At 49.9% G+C, this 16,853-nt stretch carries 22 protein-coding genes and 1 pseudogene; 9 read left to right on the top strand and 14 right to left on the bottom strand.

The features are described 5' to 3' along the window. Window positions 1-17: 17 nt before the first annotated feature. From DBZ16_RS02600 to DBZ16_RS02585, 4 genes are all read right to left on the bottom strand, one after another. Window positions 18-1,040, bottom strand: coding sequence for an adenosine deaminase (locus DBZ16_RS02600; protein WP_107813102.1), 1,023 nt, complete (start codon window positions 1,038-1,040; stop codon window positions 18-20). Between the two features lie 17 nt (window positions 1,041-1,057). Continuing rightward, window positions 1,058-1,597, bottom strand: coding sequence for a hypothetical protein (locus DBZ16_RS02595; protein ID WP_107812831.1), 540 nt, complete (start codon window positions 1,595-1,597; stop codon window positions 1,058-1,060). A gap of 75 nt (window positions 1,598-1,672) precedes the next feature. Further along, the gene (trpS, locus tag DBZ16_RS02590) at window positions 1,673-2,683 is read right to left on the bottom strand and encodes a tryptophan--tRNA ligase (protein WP_107812830.1); all 1,011 of its coding nucleotides are present in this window, start codon (window positions 2,681-2,683) and stop codon (window positions 1,673-1,675) included. Window positions 2,684-2,815: 132 nt separating this feature from the next. After that, a complete protein-coding gene (locus tag DBZ16_RS02585; protein ID WP_019271250.1) occupies window positions 2,816-3,217 on the bottom strand; it encodes an RNA-binding S4 domain-containing protein in 402 nt (133 codons plus the stop codon). Window positions 3,218-3,435: 218 nt separating this feature from the next. Between DBZ16_RS02585 and DBZ16_RS02580 the strand changes: the two genes are divergently transcribed. The 6 genes from DBZ16_RS02580 to DBZ16_RS02555 all read left to right on the top strand — a co-directional run bounded on the left by DBZ16_RS02580 (window position 3,436) and on the right by DBZ16_RS02555 (window position 8,791). Then, window positions 3,436-4,395 carry an acetyl-CoA carboxylase carboxyltransferase subunit alpha gene (locus DBZ16_RS02580; RefSeq protein ID WP_003742332.1) on the top strand — a complete coding sequence of 320 codons (960 nt, stop codon included), beginning with the start codon at window positions 3,436-3,438 and terminating at the stop codon, window positions 4,393-4,395. 94 nt (window positions 4,396-4,489) lie between these two features. Continuing rightward, a complete protein-coding gene (tilS, locus tag DBZ16_RS02575; protein ID WP_107812829.1) occupies window positions 4,490-5,833 on the top strand; it encodes a tRNA lysidine(34) synthetase TilS in 1,344 nt (447 codons plus the stop codon). A gap of 82 nt (window positions 5,834-5,915) precedes the next feature. Next, window positions 5,916-6,515, top strand: coding sequence for an RNA polymerase sigma factor RpoE (rpoE, locus tag DBZ16_RS02570; protein ID WP_049229611.1), 600 nt, complete (start codon window positions 5,916-5,918; stop codon window positions 6,513-6,515). A gap of 16 nt (window positions 6,516-6,531) precedes the next feature. Then, window positions 6,532-7,104 (top strand): sigma-E factor negative regulatory protein, encoded by a 573-nt coding sequence (locus tag DBZ16_RS02565; protein WP_240600169.1) that lies wholly within the window; start codon window positions 6,532-6,534, stop codon window positions 7,102-7,104. A 186-nt stretch (window positions 7,105-7,290) separates the two neighbouring features. Further along, the gene (locus DBZ16_RS02560) at window positions 7,291-8,073 is read left to right on the top strand and encodes a TrmH family RNA methyltransferase (RefSeq protein WP_107813101.1); all 783 of its coding nucleotides are present in this window, start codon (window positions 7,291-7,293) and stop codon (window positions 8,071-8,073) included. A 58-nt stretch (window positions 8,074-8,131) separates the two neighbouring features. After that, on the top strand, window positions 8,132-8,791 hold the full coding sequence (locus DBZ16_RS02555) for a YecA family protein (protein ID WP_070495735.1): 660 nt from the start codon (window positions 8,132-8,134) through the stop codon (window positions 8,789-8,791). 59 nt (window positions 8,792-8,850) lie between these two features. Here DBZ16_RS02555 and DBZ16_RS02550 read toward each other — a convergent pair whose 3' ends face one another. Together DBZ16_RS02550 and DBZ16_RS16680 are read right to left on the bottom strand one after the other, a co-directional pair. After that, the gene (locus DBZ16_RS02550; protein ID WP_107812827.1) at window positions 8,851-9,339 is read right to left on the bottom strand and encodes a DUF456 domain-containing protein; all 489 of its coding nucleotides are present in this window, start codon (window positions 9,337-9,339) and stop codon (window positions 8,851-8,853) included. Window positions 9,340-9,525: 186 nt separating this feature from the next. Beyond that, a pseudogene (locus tag DBZ16_RS16680) lies at window positions 9,526-9,588 on the bottom strand (transposase); the annotation flags it as partial. Between the two features lie 402 nt (window positions 9,589-9,990). On the opposite strand from DBZ16_RS16680, the gene DBZ16_RS02540 reads away from it, so the two are divergent. Further along, entirely contained in the window at window positions 9,991-11,319 is a 1,329-nt protein-coding gene (locus DBZ16_RS02540; protein WP_107813100.1) for an anaerobic C4-dicarboxylate transporter family protein, read from the top strand. A gap of 232 nt (window positions 11,320-11,551) precedes the next feature. On the opposite strand, the gene DBZ16_RS02535 is transcribed toward DBZ16_RS02540, so the two are convergent. After that, window positions 11,552-11,857, bottom strand: coding sequence for a hypothetical protein (locus DBZ16_RS02535; RefSeq protein ID WP_107812826.1), 306 nt, complete (start codon window positions 11,855-11,857; stop codon window positions 11,552-11,554). A 261-nt stretch (window positions 11,858-12,118) separates the two neighbouring features. After that, window positions 12,119-12,997 carry a cupin-like domain-containing protein gene (locus DBZ16_RS02530; protein ID WP_107812825.1) on the bottom strand — a complete coding sequence of 293 codons (879 nt, stop codon included), beginning with the start codon at window positions 12,995-12,997 and terminating at the stop codon, window positions 12,119-12,121. Between the two features lie 142 nt (window positions 12,998-13,139). Here DBZ16_RS02530 and DBZ16_RS02525 point away from each other — a divergent pair, with 142 nt between their 5' ends. Both DBZ16_RS02525 and DBZ16_RS02520 read left to right on the top strand, forming a co-directional pair. Then, entirely contained in the window at window positions 13,140-13,475 is a 336-nt protein-coding gene (locus DBZ16_RS02525) for a hypothetical protein (RefSeq protein WP_016686410.1), read from the top strand. A 195-nt stretch (window positions 13,476-13,670) separates the two neighbouring features. Continuing rightward, window positions 13,671-14,825, top strand: coding sequence for a tyrosine-type recombinase/integrase (locus tag DBZ16_RS02520; RefSeq protein WP_107812824.1), 1,155 nt, complete (start codon window positions 13,671-13,673; stop codon window positions 14,823-14,825). 54 nt (window positions 14,826-14,879) lie between these two features. Here the strand turns inward: DBZ16_RS02520 and DBZ16_RS15345 are convergent, their stop codons facing one another. The 6 genes from DBZ16_RS15345 to DBZ16_RS02500 are packed head-to-tail and all read right to left on the bottom strand — an operon-like array spanning window position 14,880 to window position 16,842. Beyond that, window positions 14,880-15,047 (bottom strand): hypothetical protein, encoded by a 168-nt coding sequence (locus DBZ16_RS15345; RefSeq protein WP_167390254.1) that lies wholly within the window; start codon window positions 15,045-15,047, stop codon window positions 14,880-14,882. Next, on the bottom strand, window positions 15,031-15,375 hold the full coding sequence (locus DBZ16_RS02515; protein WP_107812823.1) for a hypothetical protein: 345 nt from the start codon (window positions 15,373-15,375) through the stop codon (window positions 15,031-15,033). The genes DBZ16_RS15345 and DBZ16_RS02515 overlap by 17 nt, the downstream gene beginning before the upstream one ends. Further along, window positions 15,342-15,512, bottom strand: coding sequence for a hypothetical protein (locus DBZ16_RS15340; protein WP_167390253.1), 171 nt, complete (start codon window positions 15,510-15,512; stop codon window positions 15,342-15,344). Before DBZ16_RS15340 ends, DBZ16_RS02515 begins: the two co-directional genes overlap by 34 nt. Before the next feature lie 9 nt (window positions 15,513-15,521). Next, window positions 15,522-15,995, bottom strand: a complete 474-nt coding sequence (locus tag DBZ16_RS02510; protein WP_016686404.1) for a D-Ala-D-Ala carboxypeptidase family metallohydrolase — start codon at window positions 15,993-15,995, stop codon at window positions 15,522-15,524. 53 nt (window positions 15,996-16,048) lie between these two features. Next, window positions 16,049-16,360, bottom strand: a complete 312-nt coding sequence (locus DBZ16_RS02505; protein ID WP_107812822.1) for a hypothetical protein — start codon at window positions 16,358-16,360, stop codon at window positions 16,049-16,051. Then, window positions 16,357-16,842 carry a hypothetical protein gene (locus tag DBZ16_RS02500; RefSeq protein ID WP_107812821.1) on the bottom strand — a complete coding sequence of 162 codons (486 nt, stop codon included), beginning with the start codon at window positions 16,840-16,842 and terminating at the stop codon, window positions 16,357-16,359. Before DBZ16_RS02500 ends, DBZ16_RS02505 begins: the two co-directional genes overlap by 4 nt. Between the last annotated feature and the right edge of the window lie 11 nt (window positions 16,843-16,853).

Here is a 16,853-nt window from a genome sequence, read left to right as displayed (position 1 = left end):
CCGACCGGATTGCTTTTTCAGGTCGGCTTCGTGTTTAAACATGGATGTCGTCGATTTCGGCGTACCGCTTTGCTTTTTTTTTCCTTACTTAAAAACGAGGCTTTGAACGAGTTTTTGCACAAGGCGCGGATGTCTGCTTCATTCAAACCCAATGCGTCGGCAAGTTCGATGAAATTTTGGTTGATATAGCCGCCGAAATAGGCGGGGTCGTCTGAATTGACGGTAACCAATACGCTGCGCTCAAGCATACGGCGCAGGTTGTGTCGGGACAGGTCGTCGACGACTTTGAGTTTGAGGTTGCTCAAGGGGCAGACGGTCAGGGGCATTTGTTCGGCAATCAGGCGCTGCATAAGGGGTTCGTCTTCTTCGGAGCGCACGCCGTGGTCAATGCGGACGACTTTCAGTAAATCCAATGCTTCCCTCACGTATTCGGGCGGACCTTCTTCACCGGCATGGGCGACGGCGGGAAAACCTTGCGCACGGGCTTGGGCGAAGACGCGCTCGAATTTTGAAGGTGGGTTGCCGAGTTCGCCCGAATCCAGTCCGATGCCGTCGATATGTCGTCTGAAAGGCTGTGCTTGGGCAAGTGTTTCAAACGCGGATTCTTCGCTCAAATGCCGCAGGAAACACATAATCAGCCTGCTGGAAATGCCCCATTTTTCCTGCGCATCCAGGCGGGCGCGGGTAATGCCGTTGATGACGGTTTCAAACGGTACGCCGCGCGCGGTATGGGTTTGCGGGTCGAAGAAGATTTCGGTGTGGACGACGTTGTCCTCGCGGCAGTGGGCGAAATAGGCGGTGGTCAGCTCGTAAAAATCCTGCTCGTGGAGCAAGACCGCCGCCGCTGCGTAGTAAATATCGAGGAAGGATTGCAGGTTGTGAAAATCGTAAGCGCGGCGCACGGCTTCCACATCCGCATAGGGGACGGAAACGCCGTTGCGCCCTGCGATGGCGAACATCAATTCCGGCTCGAACGTGCCTTCGATATGGACGTGCAATTCGGCTTTAGGCAGGGCGCGGATTAAGGTGTGTACGGTCATGGGCAGCACCCGCTCGGTCAATAGTGGCGGCGGCGGAAGTAGAACATTCCTTCGCTGTCGAGTTCGAGGATGTAGCGGCCGTTTTGAACGGCAGCATAACCGCTTTTGCCTGCCTGATAGGGTTGCAGGGCGGCGTGGGAGAGGAGGTAGCCGGTCAGTTTGCCGCCGTCTTCAGCGATGTTGCCGACCAGTTTGGCAAACAAGGCATGGCATTTGCCGTTTTCAGTCCAGCCCAAAGGCTCACCTTTGCCGCCGGTTTCCATACATTTGCCGCTGATGACTTCCAAATCGTTGGGGTGGTTGCCGATCAGTTGGATGACGTTTTGTTCGGACAAGCCGTTAATCGGATAGCTGATTTGTTTTTTGTCATCGTTGGTTTTGCCTTCGCTGCTTTGTCCTAAGTCCAAACCTGCGATGGCGTTGTTGTCGATGTATTTGACTTTAAATACGGGTTTGGGCGCGGCTTCGGCGGCATTTTGTGCAGGTTCGGCTGGGGCGTCGGATTTGCCGCAGGCGGCAAGCAAAAGGGCGGATAAGAGAATCGGAAAGGCTTTCATCGGATATTCCTTGTTTTAAACAGGAAAAGGTCGTCTGAAAATAGCGGGCTGCTTTTTCAGATGACCTTTTGAGATTTACTTCAATGGACGGATGCCGACGGCGTCGCGTACTTTGTCCAGCAGTTCGCGCGCTTCTTTGCGCGCTTTGGCTGCGCCTGCCTGCAAGATGTCTTCGATTTGCGAAGGATTGGTGGTCAGCTTGTTGTAGCGTTCGCGCGGTTCTGCCAGCTCGGCGTTGATTTTGGCGGCCAAGAGTTTTTTGGCTTCACCCCATGCCAGACCTTCGGCAAGCATTTGTGTGAACACTGCGGTTTCAGACGGCGTGGAGAAGGCTTTGTAGATTTCAAACAAGGGGCTTTCGTCGGGCTGTTTCGGCTCGCCCGGCTCTTTCATGTTGGTGATGATTTTGTTGACCGATTTTTGGGTTTTCTTGTCGTTTTCCCAAAGCGGAATGGTGTTGCCGTAGGATTTGGACATTTTTCGTCCGTCCAAGCCGACCAAGAGTTCGACGTTTTCGTCGATTTTCACTTCGGGCAGGGTGAAAACTTCTTTGAAGCGGTGGTTGAAGCGGCCGGCGATGTCGCGCGCCATTTCGACGTGTTGGATTTGGTCGCGGCCGACGGGCACTTCGTTGGCGTTGAACATGAGAATGTCGGCGGTCATCAGGATGGGGTAGCTGTACAGACCCATTTCTACGCCGTGGTCGGGGTCTTCCTGATTGTTTTCAGCGTTTGCCTGCACGGCGGCTTTGTAAGCGTGGGCGCGGTTCATCAGGCCTTTGGCGGTGATGCAGGTCAGAATCCAGTTTAATTCCATCACTTCGGGAATGTCGCTTTGGCGGTAGAAGGTGGTGCGCTCGGGATCGAGTCCGCAGGCAAGCCAAGTGGCTGCAACGGCTTGGGTGGATTGGTGAATCATCTCCGGCTCGTGGCATTTGATGATGCCGTGGTAGTCGGCGAGGAAGAGGAAGGATTCGGTATCGGGGTTTTGCGCCGCGCGGACGGCAGGGCGGATGGCGCCGACGTAGTTGCCCAGATGCGGGATGCCGGTGGTGGTTACGCCTGTGAGAACGCGTTTCTTGCTCATGGGGATATCCTTAATGGCTCAAGGTCGTCTGAAATGAAATAGGGATGGATTATACCTGATTCCAATGTGTTTTCACTTTATGGGAGAGGGCGGTTTCAGGCAGTTTATTAACAAGATGGATCGGTTTAAACCTTACCAGCTGTCGCGCTTCATGCGGTCTAATTGGCGGCGGTCGCGTTTGGTCGGTCTGCCGTCGGGGTACGCCGCGCTGATGCGGCTTGCTTGGTCGAGCTGTTTTTGCGCTTCGCGTTCGGCGGCGGTTTTCATGTCTTCTTCGTAAAGCTGACGCGCTTCGGGGGCGGGGCGGCGCTGGTGGTTGAGTGCCAATACTTTGATTTTGTAAGGCAGTGAATTGAGCGTCAGGTCGATGATGTCGCCCGCGCTGATGTTTTTGCTGTTTTTGACTTTGGTGCCGTTGACCTGAACCCTGCCCAATTCGATATGTTTTTGAGCCAGCGCGCGGGTTTTGAAAAAGCGCGCAGCCCAGAGCCATTTGTCGAGCCGCATCGCCGTATTGTCGTGGTCGTTTTTCATAGCCTGTTTGAAATGATTGAACTGAATGGAAGTTTATCATAAGATACGGCACTTCATTTGTTTAGTGCAGATATACTATATCGTTGTAAAAGGTCGTCTGAAAAGGCATCCGCCCGATTATCTGCCGTTTTGCACGGCATATCCTCAATGAGAAATGCTGCCAAATATGCCTGATTGGCGTATGATAGCGGCAGCGTCCCTACCGAGAGCTTCACCCTATGAAACCAGTTTTTTTGGATTTTGAACAACCCATCGCCGAATTAACCAATAAAATCGAAGAGTTGCGCTTTGTGCAGGGCGAATCCGCCGTCGATATTTCCGATGAAATCGCCAGATTGCAAAAGAAAAGCAACGACCTGACCAAATCGATTTTCAACAAGCTGACGCCCGCTCAGATTTCGCAGGTTTCACGCCATCCCCAACGTCCTTACACCTTAGATTACATCCAAGCCATTTTTACCGATTTTGAAGAGTTGCACGGCGACCGCCATTATTCAGACGACCATGCCATCGTCGGTGGTTTGGCGCGCTTCAACGGACAAAGTGTGATGGTTATCGGCCATCAAAAAGGTCGAGATACCAAAGAAAAAATCCGCCGTAATTTCGGTATGCCGCGCCCTGAAGGCTACCGCAAAGCACTGCGCCTGATGCAGACTGCCGAGAAATTCAATATTCCTGTGATGACTTTTGTCGATACACCGGGTGCGTATCCGGGCATCGGCGCGGAAGAGCGCGGTCAATCTGAAGCCATCGGACGCAACCTGTACGAATTGACCCGCCTGCGTGTGCCGGTTTTGTGTACCATCATCGGCGAGGGCGGTTCCGGCGGCGCGCTGGCGATTGCGGTCGGCGATTACGTCAATATGCTGCAATATTCGACTTACTCGGTTATTTCTCCGGAAGGCTGCGCGTCTATTCTGTGGAAAACCGCTGAAAAAGCGGCAGATGCCGCGCAAGCCTTGGGCATTACCGCCAAACGCCTGCAAGAATTGGATTTGATTGACAGCGTGATCAGCGAACCTTTGGGCGGCGCGCACCGAGACTTTGAAACGACCATGAAAAACGTCAAAACGGTGCTGGAAACCCAGTTACACGAGGCGCAAAATATGCCGATGGCGGACTTGCTGTCGCGCCGTTTCGACCGGATTATGGCGTACGGCAAGTTTACGGATAAGTAAACAGTTAATGTGCAGAAAAGCAGGCAGAAGCCCCCCCTGCCTGCTTTTTCATTTCTAAGAACTTGCCTTGCCGACACAATATAGATTACGCCATATGAACCCGACGTCGTCTGAAAACCTTCCGCCTCAATGCCGCAGTTTGTTGGAAATCCTGCGTCTTTCGGCGCGTTCGTTTCCGGATGGTTGCATGGTAACGGTTGGACTAAGCGGTGGTTTGGATTCGGTAGTGTTGCTGCATATGCTCGCGTGTTTGCGGGAAGAGCTTAGATTGGACGTACACGCTTTACATGTTCATCATGGATTGAGCCGCAATGCGGATGACTGGCTGGTGTTTTGCACACGTTTATGCCAAGAATGGAATGTGCCGTTCAGAAGCGCAAAAGTTGAAGTCAAAAAAGATGGGTTGGGAATCGAAGCTGCCGCACGGAAAGCACGTTATCAGGCATTTTCAGACGACCCTTCCGGTGTCATCGCGTTGGCGCACCATCAGGATGATCAAATTGAAACATTCATGCTCGCGGCGGTTCGCGGCGGTGGTATCAAAGCACTTGCCGCCATGCCGCAATGGCGCAAATTGAATGAGGAAACGCAAATTTGGCGGCCGCTGTTGACGTTTTCCCGAAAAGAATTAGAAAGCTACGCCGCTGCCTGCAACCTGCCGAACATCGAAGACGAAAGTAACGCCGATACAGCTTTTTTAAGGAATTGGATGCGCTACGAGGCGTTGCCGGTTTGGCGGGAGCGCATTCCGAATTTTGACCGTCATGTTTGTGCCAACATCCGTTCTTTGCAAACCGATTTGGCGATTTTGGACGAAGTTGTCGATGCGGATTATCAAACGGTTTGCGAAAGCGGACGCTTCCAAGTCAGCCGTTGGCAGACATTCAACGAAGCACGCCGCAGCCGGATTCTTTGGCGGTTTTTTAAGGAGAATGAGATTGTGGAAAGTTCTCCGAGAAAGCTGGCGGATTTCGCGCGGATACTGTTGGAAGCGGAAACTGCACAATGGCAGTTTGGCGAAACATCGGTATGTTTATACCGTGATTTTTTATTCATATTGAAACAAAACCAGTTTGCAGACGCAGATTGGATAAAGGGAAAAGAAGTCAGAGGTCGTCTGAAAGATATTCTCCAAGAAAACGGCTTTTTTCTGGTGCCACACCGCAATGGATTGCCGCAATCAGCCTTGGAAGAAGAAGGAATCATTCGGACGGCGGGCAGCGATGATATGATGAATGTAGGGTTTTTGTTCAAAAATGTTAAGAAAGTGTTGCAAGAAAACCATATCGTACCGTTCGTCAGAAAATGCTGGCCGATTATCACAAATACTGACGGAAACTGCATTGCTATTGTTAACCTTACGGTAAGCCACGATTTTCAAGGGTTTGACGGCTTTTTACCGGTTTATGGAAAATTTTTGAGATATAAATGGAACTAAATACGGCGGAAGCTGTCTTTAACTGGCACAGCACGCTTTACTACTTTATAGCTTATAATGCAGTTATTACAAAAGGTAAGATATGAATGATCGCCAGATTGATCAGGCCTTGGTAGAGCGCGCACAGAAGGGCGAACAAAAAGCATTCGAGATGCTGATGTCCAAATATCAGCGTCGGCTCATCCGATTGATTTCCCGTTTTGTCAAAGACGAACACGAAGTCAACGATGTGGCGCAAGAGGCAATGATTAGGGCTTATCGGGCCTTGCCGAACTTCCGAGGCGAGAGTGCTTTTTATACTTGGTTGTACCGGATTGCCATCAATACCGCCAAGAACTTCTTAGTAACATCAGGAAAGCAGCCGTTCGTCAGTGCAGAGGCTGCTAACGAAGACGGGGATATTCTGGATTTATCGGATCAGATTGCGGATTACCATACGCCGGAAGCTGAAATGATCAATCGGGAAATCCTCCAAACAGTCGAATCAACGATTTCGCATTTGCCCGAAGACTTACGCAAAGCCATTACCTTGAGGGAAATGGACGGTTTGTCTTACGAGGAAATAGCCAAAATTATGGATTGTCCGATAGGAACGGTCCGCTCCCGTATTTTCAGGGCGCGGGAAGTGATAGCAAAAGATTTGAGGCCGCTGCTGGAAACCTCTGAAAATCAAAGGTGGTAAAAAAATGGTAACAACTATGGATACAACAAGAGAATATGTTTCCATGCTGATGGATGGAGACCAAGTAAGCGAAGAGATGCTTGACCGTCTGTTGTCCGACGATGCCGCTGCCGAAGCGTGGTACGAGTACCATCTGTTGGGCGATTGCATGCGTTACAAAGCAGGTACGGGACGTGATGCCGATTTCATGCAAAGCGCGGCATTTACCGCTACGCTTGCTGAAATCAGCGAAGAACACAAGCAACGTCATGAAGCCGAAGTTGCTGCTGCGATGCCTGCTAAGGAAGCGCAAGCTGCGAACAACTCTTTCTTCAAATCTTTCGCCGTCGCCGCCAGCGTTGCAGCGGTTGCCGTCGCCGTATGGCAATTCGGTCCGCAAGCGAAAGGCGACTCTGCAGGTATGGTTGCGGAAAAAGCTGTTGAAACCAAAAACCAGCAGGAAAATATCGTACCCGTAGCCGCCAATCCGACAGCTAAAAATGCTTCGGACGCTGTGGTAATGCCTGAATCCGCAAAGAATGACAAAGGTGTGAGTCAGACTACGGTTCGAACTGAAACGCAGGTTCAACAGGATTCCGTCGTTCATTAAGCTGCATAGAGATACAGATTTCCATCAAGTAGAGAAATCCCTTCCCGGGCTATTCGGGCAGGGATTTTATTTTTGATTGTATGCGTCAAGAGGTCGTCTGAAAAAGCGGGTTGAACAAAGTCGGACGGTATCGTGCGGCTGCCTTTCTGTATCCTTTTTATTGGAATCCGCTATATAATGCGCCCCATGAAATCAATTACCTCCGTGCAAAACGAGCAGCTCAAGCATTTGTCCAAGCTGCTTTCACAATCTAAAGTACGCCGGGAATACGGGCAAACCGTGTTAGAAGGCGTGCATCTTTTGCAGGTCTATTTAAAGGCGGGGTACACGCCCAAACAAGTGTATTTGCCCGAAAGTAAAAACACGCATCCTGAAATCCTAAATTTAATCAGCAGCTTGGACGAAGATTGTATTACTTGGGTCGGAAACGAAGCTTTGTCTAAAATCACCAGTCTGAATGACGCCGATGATGTGATGACTTGGATAGAAATTCCGCCACAAGGTGATTTGCCTTTAAGCGGCGACTGCATGGTGTTGGATAGGCTGCAAGACCCCGGTAATGTTGGTACGGTTTTACGCAGCGCGGCAGCTTCGGGAGTCAGGCAGATTGTGTTGGGTAATGACTGCGTCGATATTTGGTCGCCCAAAGTATTGCGTGCGGGTATGGGGGCGCATTTTCTGCTGAATATATACAGCCGCGTTTTTCTACCGCATTGGCTGGATGCTTATCAGGACAAAATATGGGCGACCGCTTTGGACGGGCGCAATCCTTCCGACTTGTATCAACTGGATTTAAATGCCCCTTGCGCTTGGGTTTTCGGTAATGAAGGCAGCGGCGTGAGTCGGGAAATTTTGGAAAAAGTCGACGGCAGCGTCAGAATCCCGATGCTGGGACAGACCGAGTCGTTAAACGTCGCCATGGCGGCAACCGTATGCCTTTTCGAGCAAATGCGCCAACGCATCGCCTAGACCGTTTTCAGACGACCCCTCGGATAACAAACATATCATTTAAAAATAAGGAAAAAACATGCAATTGCAAGCATTTGATGAAGCATCGCGCTTACGCCTGATGGAGCTGCTCGATGCCAAATCGGAACACCACAACACCATGCGCTGCGATGAAGTGCAGGCGTTCATGATGGCTTTGTTGAGCGGTCCCGATGCGCTGAACCCGAATGACTGGCTGCCTGAAGTTTTGGGCGACGAATCCTTGTTTGATGCCAAAGAGCGCACCGAAATCGAACGTTTGGTCATCGGTTTGGCGGCGGATTTGCGCATCAAACTCAGTAAAAAAATGCTGCCCGATTTGTGGTTATACGAAGATGCCGCCTCCAATCCCGATATTTATACTTGGTGTAACGCGTATCTCTATGCTTTGGATATCGTTCCGACTGATTGGTTTGAGGCGGTTGATCAGGAAGAATTTGAAGATTTGTTCTATCCGATTATGGCTTTGGGCGGGATTTACGATGAAGAACGAAACGGTGAAGTCATCCTGCACCTGACCGAAAAAGAGCTGGCACAACTCGAATCCGAGCTCCCGCATGTGTTGCTGGATATTTACTGGTACTGGCAGGCGATCATCAACAAACCGCAAACCGTACGCCGTGAAGGCGATAAAACCGGACGCAACGATCCTTGTCCTTGCGGTAGCGGTAAGAAATACAAAGCCTGTTGTAACAAATAAGCGTTCAAAAACCAAAGGTCGTCTGAATTTCAGACGACCTTTGGTTTTGAAGGGATGGCTTAGAAAAACGAACCCAGCCACACAAATAGGACAGTCAGCGCAATGGTCAGCGCGCAGCCGATTTTGGCAACCGTGCCGATAATAAAGCCGATAAACGTACCGATGCCGACTTTGCCTGCCTGCCAAGTGTCTTTACGGGCAATAAATTCGCCGATGGCAGCGCCAATCAAAGGGCCTAACAGCAAGCCGGGAATGGCGAAGAATGCGCCCACGATACCGCCGATAAACGCTCCCCAGATGGCTGTTTTACTTGCCCCCGTATATTTCGCCCCCAGCGCGCCCGCGACATAATCCATTGCCGTGCCGATAATGGCGACAACGGCAAGGAAGATGAGCGTGCCGGAACCGAAAATCTGATAATCGCCGGCATAGCCCAACAGCCATGCGCCGCCAAACATCAGGCCCAGTCCGGGCAAGGCAGGGTAAATCGTGCCAAAAATGCCGACTACTATGGCAATCAGACCGAGGATAATCAGGAGAGTAGTCATCGCTTTCTTTCAAATGTGAAGTGGTATAACGGCTGTATTATGGGGATGTTTCGGCTGATTTCGATAAGGCCGGATGCAAGAAAATGAAAATTTATAGTGGATTAACTTTAAACCAGTACGGCGTTGCCTCGCCTTAGCTCAAAGAGAACGATTCTCTAAGGTGCTGAGGCACCAAGTGAATCGGTTCCGTACTATCTGTACTGTCTGCGGCTTCGTCGCCTTGTCCTGATTTAAATTTAATCCACTATATATCAGGATGTTGCAGCTTGAGATAGGGAATTGAGCATTGCGGGATATTTCATTGAAAGTCGGTTTAAGAGACTTCAAATAGATCTTTGTATGAACATAAAGCCTTGTCTGCAAACTAAGCTAGGCATTCTCGTGTTGCACAGATTCTCTTGAAAAAGGTCGTCTGAAAAATGAGTTTCGGCGTTTTCAGACGACCTTTGTTGTCTTAATTTCAGTAAAACATTGTTAATAACGAGTGCTTACTCTATAATCACGCCCGATTTAATCGGATAAAGTGTTGGTATTTAAAATAAAAACAAAAATATGGATATCAGAAATGCAACAGCAGCTTCCGCCGATATCCGCTTTAATCCGTTTCCTCTTCAAGATTTTTTTACAAACAATGGAGTGTCCATGTCCACAATGTTTTTTATCCAGTTCGCCATCGTACTGGTGTGTATCTTAATCGGTGCACGGGTCGGCGGTATCGGCTTGGGCGTGCTCGGCGGTGTCGGGCTGGCGGTTTTGGCTTTTGGTTTTCATCTTGAGCCGACCAGTCCGCCGATTGACGTGATGCTGATGATTATGGCGGTCGTTTCCGCTGCCGCATCGATGCAGGCAAGCGGCGGTTTGGACTACATGATTAAAATCGCCACCCGCGTTTTACACCGCAATCCGAAATACATCACCTTCATCGCGCCTGCGGTCACATACCTGTTTACCGTATTGGCAGGCACGGGACATGTTGCCTATTCGGTATTGCCCGTTATTGCCGAAGTCAGCCGCCGCAACGGTATCCGCCCGTCACGCCCGTTGACGATGGCGGTTATCGCGTCGCAATTTGCCATCGTTGCCAGCCCGATTGCGGCAGCGGTCGTTGCCTGCGTGACCTACCTTGAGCCGCAACACATCACCATGGCTCATGTGTTGAAAGTGACTGTTCCTTCAACCATTCTCGGTATCGGTCTCGCCTGCGTATTCGTCAACAAGCTCGGCAAAGAGTTGAAAGATGACCCGCATTATCAGGCGTTGCTGAAAGACCCGGAATATGTAAAAGCCAACGAAAAAGATTCGACTGAAGTTTCCAACGCGCCCGTCAGCAAAGAGGCGAAACTCTCGGTCGGTATTTTCCTTGCCGCTGCATTGCTGGTGGTCGTTATGGGTGCCGTACCGGAGTTACGCCCGACCTTCCAAACGGAAGAAGGAGCTAAACTGATGGGCATGGCGCATGCCATCGAAATCGTCATGCTTTCTGCCGCCGCGCTAATTATCCTGCTGTGTAAACCGGATGGTAACGCGATTACCAAAGGCTCGGTGTTCCACGCGGGGATGCGCGCCGTCATTGCCGTATTCGGCGTGGCATGGCTGGGCGACACGTTGATGCACGGTCATCTGGAAGAAGTCAAAGAAACCGTATCGCATTTGGTCGAAACCGCGCCGTGGACCTTTGCGTTTGCCCTGTTCGTTTTGTCCGTCTTGGTCAACAGTCAGGGGGCGACCGTCGCAACACTGTTCCCCATCGGTATCTCGTTGGGCATTCCTGCTCCGATTATTATCGGCACGTTTGTAGCGGTGAACGGCTATTTCTTCATTCCGAACTACGGTCCGATTATCGCAGCGATTGATTTTGACAGCACGGGTTCGACCAAAATCGGCAAATTCATTTTCAACCACAGCTTCATGATCCCCGGTCTCTTGAGCATGGCGTTTAGCTTGGCATTCGGTTTGCTGCTGGCGAATTACTTCTTTTAAGGTCGTCTGAAAAAAGGTCGTCTGAAAACTAAAATGCGTTTTCAGACGACCTTTGTTATAGTGGATTAACTTTAAACCAGTACGGCGTTGCCTCGCCTTAGCTCAAAGAGAACGATTCTCTAAGGTGCTGAAGCACCAAGTGAATCGGTTCCGTACTATCTGTACTGTCTGCGGCTTCGTCGCCTTGTCCTGATTCAAATTTAATCCACTATACATCTTACCGGCAAAAATCTTATTCGCAATGAAGCGAGCGCGTTTTTTCGGCAAACGAATCCATGGCGATTTTGCACATGGTTTCGCGCTGTGATAAATCGGCGGCAGGCAGGGCTTGGAACAGGAATTTTGTGTTGTTGCGCTGAAAATCAGATTTTGCGCCCGCCTTTTTGTAACAGGTTTCCGCGCGTGTGAAGTATTGCTGGCAGATTTTGGGCAGTTCTTCAAAAGTCAGCGGCTTATGTTTATGCATGCCGTGAGCGGATGCTGAGAATGCCGATGCCGTTAAAACAAGGGCGGTTAAAAATTTTAGAGGTGTTTGCATGATGCACTCCAGTTAAAGAAATGAGGCAAAGCAGGCAGGAGCAAGGTCAGCCCGCCTGCTTCGACAGATTGGTTTCAGCTATCGTCGTTGTTTAAAAAATATGCGCTTCGTATTTAATGTTTGTTGCATTTTCGCCCTATGTACCGTGTCCGTATTGAGGAAACAATGCCATCCATTGCTTCAAGTTTTGCGCTGGATACGGGGCAATTTGCGGATAAAGGTCGTCTGAAATACCGTTTTCAGACGACCTTTAGGTTTGTTTTAACGAGGCATGCCGCGTTCCCATGCGCGACGGGCGCGTTTGCAGGCAAGCTGTTCTTTCCAATTCATGTAGCGTGCTTTGAAGCGGGCTTTCATGAAGTCATCGAACTTGCGCTGTACGGTCAGGTTCCACAGGCTGTGTGCCTTAACCGCCCAGCTTTCATCCCATGCGCGCAGGGAGATGGAGAATGAGCCGTCAAGATATTTCATCCAATGCCACCAGCCGGTCGGCATGAACAGGGTGTCGCCGTATTCCAAGAAACATTCGATGCCCTCGACGCCCTCAAGCTCGGGGAAACGTTCCGTATCGGGGTTGTCAACGTGGTAGTCTTCCAGCGCGTAAGTGGCGAAAGGAATGCGGAACAGGCGCTCTTTCCATTTGTAATCGAACAAGATGATGTGTTTCTTGCCGAAATGCGTATGGAAGATGTGCGCCATATCGATGTCGTAGTGCAGGAAGGTTTCCGAACCTGCACCGCCGAAAAACAGGGTAGGGTAACGGTCTAAGAATCCGCCCATCAGCTCTTTGGGGAAAACGTAATCGTTCAGCAAGGCGGGAGCGTGTTTGATGGGGTCAAATAAGAAAATCCGCAAATCCGTCGGCTCGCGTTTGATCAGATCGATATAATCGCTGAAGCGCATTTCCGTACTGGCGGCGTTAATCGGCGCGGAAGGGTCGGCTTTGGCGCTGTCGTACAAGGGAACGACGATATCGCCGACGGTTTCTTTCATATAGTCCAGTGACCATTTGTCGCGGGCGAGCCAGTTGCGGCTCAGTCCTTTGATCACGACAGGACGGCGGGGCTTGAGATAGTTTTGATAAAAATCTTCGCGGCTGATGTTTTCTACAACATCAATCGGAGTAAGTTTGAAACCCATAAGCAAATCTCTTTTTGGAATGTAAGGCTGATTTTAAGTGAATATTTCGGAAGGTGGCAAGCGATGTTTCAGACGACCTGATGCGAATCAAAAATCGTGGTTGTGATATTATGGCGATATAAATATTCCGTCCGAAACGCTTATGAACGATGCAGACGATTATTTGGGCAAGATGCCTTTTTTTATTGTATTCCTCGACCCGCTGCACACCGACTTCCACAGCAGCGGCAAGCCTCTGAACGAATACATTGCCCGTCATCCGCTGATGCACGACAAGCTGCACCGCCCGGCTTTTGCCGCCAAAGTTTTGGAAATGGCGGCAAATAGCTGCAATATGCGTGTTTTTGTCCGTAAAGCGGACGCGCTGATTAAGCATCCGCTGCATTATATCGTCCGTAACGGCGTTTTCCGAACCGAAGAGCAGATGTGGGCGTTTATCAATTCGCCTGAAAACATCGCCGCCGTCAAACAACCCTAAAAGGCCGCACACTCATGCTTTTATTTCTCGATAACTGTTATTCTCGTCCGTAACGGTTCGATTTAGTTCATATCATTTTGATAAGCTTAGTATTTATCGATGTTTTCTGTTCATTTTGGTTTATATTTGTTCGTAGCAATCCGTTAAAAAAGAGGGTATGATTTTGGGTATCAACTCATTCATACCCTCTTTTTTATGCTTACCGATACCCAAATCCGCAAGGCAAAGCCACAAGACAAGCCGTACAAACTGACAGACAGCAACGGGCTACATATCGTCATCAATCCGAACGGTTCAAAATTATGGCGGTATCGTTTCAGGCTTGACGGCAAAGAATCCGTTTTTGCTATCGGGGCATATCCTGATGTCTCGCTTGCCGAAGCGCGTGAGAAACGCAAGGAAGCGCGGTTACTTGTTCAGCAGGGGGTTAACCCAGCCAAATACAGGGCCGAGAAAAAACGGCAAAACGCGCGCCAAAACAGAAACACATTTGAAGCCATCGCCGAAGAGTACCTGGCATCCAAGACAATCAGCGATGGCGGCATTAAAGCCATACATCGTATGCTTAAAAAATACGCCTATCCAATCATCGGAGACACACCAATCACGAAAGTGACCCCGCGCCAAATCATGGAATGTTTGGATATTTGCAAAGACAAAGGCGTTATCGTATCAGGCATATACACCCGCCAACACATGAGCGCAGTTTTTCTATATGCGATCCGAACAATGCGGGCGACAAATGACCCGACGTTAGCTTTTGCCGGGTATCTCAAACGCCCCGAAATAACCCACGCCAAAGCCATGACCGCCGAACAAATCAGGGCATTTAAAACAAGCCTTGCAAACTATAATGGCTCGTTTGTCGTCAAAAAAGCCGCGCAGTTATTGCTATACACAGCCGTCCGAACAATAGAGGCAAGGCGGGCTGAATGGGCTGATATTGACCTGTCCGCCGCGATTTGGCGTATCCCTGCAAACAAAATGAAAAAATCAAGAATGCACGTCGTGCCGTTATCGTCTCAGGTCGTCGAGTTACTCACAGAGCTACACGCGGTTACGGGTAACGGGCGGCTACTGTTCCCGAACAGCAAACGACCAGACGATATGCTGTCAGCCACAACCATTAATAGAGCATTGGAGTACATGGGGCTGACAATATCAGGGCATGATTTCAGGGCGACGCTTGCAACCAACCTGTCAGAGATGGGCTACGAGCATGAGTACATCAAGGCGCAGCTTGCCCACGCCAAAGACAATCAGACCGACGCGGCATATTTTCACGCCAAATTCATCAATCAACGCCGCCAAATGCTGCAAGATTGGGCGGACTTTGTAGATTCACTTTGAATTGAATCTATAAAATCTTTTAAAAAGCCGTCCGAAATTCAGACGGCTTTTGCTTTATTTAATAGTGTCAGTCAACGCCTTGTGCCGCGCCTTGCAGTCATTGTACAAGCCGATGACTTGCAACGACCACGGCAATACGTCCGCGCCTGTACCGCCCTCAAGTTTCGGCAGTTTGGGGCATGGCTGCACCAAATCGGCGGGCGGTTTAATCGCCGTCGGCAATGGCGGCGTTGATGACTGACACGCCGTCAGAATCGATGCACACATTGCGATAGACAACGCGTTCAACAAGTTTCGGAACTTGAACATAGCGAATCCTTTCTTTCTTTTCCCGCACCGCCTTGCCGGTCTGATACACGGCAGACGTTTCGCGGTCTTCTTTAGCTTTCTCAATCGCGGCATCTTTCAGACGACCTGAAATTTCAGCGGCCATTTCATCACGCCCGCGCCGATATTCCGCTTTGCGGTCGGCTTGCCAGGCACCGATGCAGATTGCGATCACAACTAAAACCGCAATCAATTTCCAATTTTTGAGCAGCGTTTCAACCATAATTCCAGCATATCCTTATAGGTTTTAATCTCACGTTCGGCAAACTCAAAAGCCGCTAGGTCTGCGTTTTCGCTCGCCACACGGCTTTTTTCTTGCCATTCCGTGATTTTCTGTTTTGCAAAATCAACGGGATTCATATACGCCCTTTAAACGTGCAGACCCGGTAAATACACGGTTTTCCCGCCTTTTTTGGTTGCGGTCATGATTTGGTTACGCATAGGGCTGTTGCGGCGGAAACCGACATGAACCCATGCACCATCGCCACGTTCGGGAAATTCGAGAATCAACTGGTCGAACGTGATTTTCCCTTCGTCACGCATTTTGATGATTTCTTTCGCAAACGCCAAAGAAGTCAAACCGATGGCATCGCAGTCAGCAGCCAAGCCGAAACGGTGGGCAGATGTTGGCGATCCGCCGACCGCCTTGTTCACACGCTCGCTGCGAAAGCATGAAGTTACGACGATTCCGCGCCCAACATAGGCGCGAATTTTTTCAAGCTGCTCCGCCGTGTATTGGATGTTTGCCATTTCAGCAGAGGAGGGCGTATTTTGAAGACCTAAACGACGCGCTGTTTCGCTTCGTGTCAGTTCTTTTAAGCTAAAGTGTTCAGTGATTTGCATTTCTTATCTCCAAATAAAAAGGTCGTCTGAAATTCAGACGACCTGTTGTTGAATTAATCTTTATCGACGAATTTACCCGCCGTTTTTTTGACCCATTTAGTCATAATGCTTGGGGCTAGGCTTTTGACGGTATCCATCGCATGCCCTGTCAGGATGCCGACAAAAGCACCGGCTACCGCGCAAGTCCACACTTGATTTACCATCAAAAACCGCTCTGCTACTGCCGCCGCTGCAACCGCCGAAATCAAGGCTTCGAACAGGCTTGATACTGGTTTGTCATGGTCTTTCATGCTCGACCACACGCTACCGACGATGCCGCCCCCTATGGCGAACAGATAGCCGAATTGAAAAAAATCGTGCATCATTCCCCCTTTTGTTTTCGTTTAAATTTATTCTCCGAAAACAAGAATTTAAGTGAGTTATTTCCAGCGAGTAAACACAGAAAAGCCAAGACGGGCGGAATAACCATGCCTGTATGAGCAGGCGGATAGGCAGCCCAGAAAGCATATGCCGTCAAATACCAAATAAAAGCTGATATCAACAACATATAGCCTGACAGAACCTCCCCTTTGAATGTCTGCCAGTACATCGCCGCCAGCTGCAATACACCGACGCCGCCAAATACCAGTATCAGCGTCAGTTCCGAAATGTCTTTGAACTTGTAGTAGATGGGCCAGTTGTAGATATCGTTCGGCGAGAACGCGAAGACCAGCGCGTAACCAATCATCGAACACCCGCTGACAAACTCAACCGCCCGCGTCCCCGTGCTGAATAACCAACGTTGGAACCGCACAGGGAGAAACCGAAGTTCAAAGGCATATTTAAGCCATTGAATAGACTTGCTCATTTAAAAACCTC

The organism is Neisseria sicca (assembly GCF_003044565.1).
In the GTDB taxonomy this organism is placed as follows: domain Bacteria; phylum Pseudomonadota; class Gammaproteobacteria; order Burkholderiales; family Neisseriaceae; genus Neisseria; species Neisseria sicca_A.
This window is presented reverse-complemented; position numbering and strand designations above follow the sequence as displayed.

Bases quoted from the DNA above. Each gene is read 5' to 3' on its own strand.
- DBZ16_RS02600 (WP_107813102.1), bottom strand. From the start codon at position 1,040: ATGACCGTACACACCTTAATCCGCGCCCTGCCTAAAGCCGAATTGCAC.
- DBZ16_RS02595 (WP_107812831.1), bottom strand. From the start codon at position 1,597: ATGAAAGCCTTTCCGATTCTCTTATCCGCCCTTTTGCTTGCCGCCTGC.
- trpS (WP_107812830.1), bottom strand. From the start codon at position 2,683: ATGAGCAAGAAACGCGTTCTCACAGGCGTAACCACCACCGGCATCCCG.
- DBZ16_RS02585 (WP_019271250.1), bottom strand. From the start codon at position 3,217: ATGAAAAACGACCACGACAATACGGCGATGCGGCTCGACAAATGGCTC.
- DBZ16_RS02580 (WP_003742332.1), top strand. From the start codon at position 3,436: ATGAAACCAGTTTTTTTGGATTTTGAACAACCCATCGCCGAATTAACC.
- tilS (WP_107812829.1), top strand. From the start codon at position 4,490: ATGAACCCGACGTCGTCTGAAAACCTTCCGCCTCAATGCCGCAGTTTG.
- rpoE (WP_049229611.1), top strand. From the start codon at position 5,916: ATGAATGATCGCCAGATTGATCAGGCCTTGGTAGAGCGCGCACAGAAG.
- DBZ16_RS02565 (WP_240600169.1), top strand. From the start codon at position 6,532: ATGGATACAACAAGAGAATATGTTTCCATGCTGATGGATGGAGACCAA.
- DBZ16_RS02560 (WP_107813101.1), top strand. From the start codon at position 7,291: ATGAAATCAATTACCTCCGTGCAAAACGAGCAGCTCAAGCATTTGTCC.
- DBZ16_RS02555 (WP_070495735.1), top strand. From the start codon at position 8,132: ATGCAATTGCAAGCATTTGATGAAGCATCGCGCTTACGCCTGATGGAG.
- DBZ16_RS02550 (WP_107812827.1), bottom strand. From the start codon at position 9,339: ATGACTACTCTCCTGATTATCCTCGGTCTGATTGCCATAGTAGTCGGC.
- DBZ16_RS02540 (WP_107813100.1), top strand. From the start codon at position 9,991: ATGTTTTTTATCCAGTTCGCCATCGTACTGGTGTGTATCTTAATCGGT.
- DBZ16_RS02535 (WP_107812826.1), bottom strand. From the start codon at position 11,857: ATGCAAACACCTCTAAAATTTTTAACCGCCCTTGTTTTAACGGCATCG.
- DBZ16_RS02530 (WP_107812825.1), bottom strand. From the start codon at position 12,997: ATGGGTTTCAAACTTACTCCGATTGATGTTGTAGAAAACATCAGCCGC.
- DBZ16_RS02525 (WP_016686410.1), top strand. From the start codon at position 13,140: ATGAACGATGCAGACGATTATTTGGGCAAGATGCCTTTTTTTATTGTA.
- DBZ16_RS02520 (WP_107812824.1), top strand. From the start codon at position 13,671: ATGCTTACCGATACCCAAATCCGCAAGGCAAAGCCACAAGACAAGCCG.
- DBZ16_RS02515 (WP_107812823.1), bottom strand. From the start codon at position 15,375: ATGGTTGAAACGCTGCTCAAAAATTGGAAATTGATTGCGGTTTTAGTT.
- DBZ16_RS15340 (WP_167390253.1), bottom strand. From the start codon at position 15,512: ATGAATCCCGTTGATTTTGCAAAACAGAAAATCACGGAATGGCAAGAA.
- DBZ16_RS02510 (WP_016686404.1), bottom strand. From the start codon at position 15,995: ATGCAAATCACTGAACACTTTAGCTTAAAAGAACTGACACGAAGCGAA.
- DBZ16_RS02505 (WP_107812822.1), bottom strand. From the start codon at position 16,360: ATGATGCACGATTTTTTTCAATTCGGCTATCTGTTCGCCATAGGGGGC.
- DBZ16_RS02500 (WP_107812821.1), bottom strand. From the start codon at position 16,842: ATGAGCAAGTCTATTCAATGGCTTAAATATGCCTTTGAACTTCGGTTT.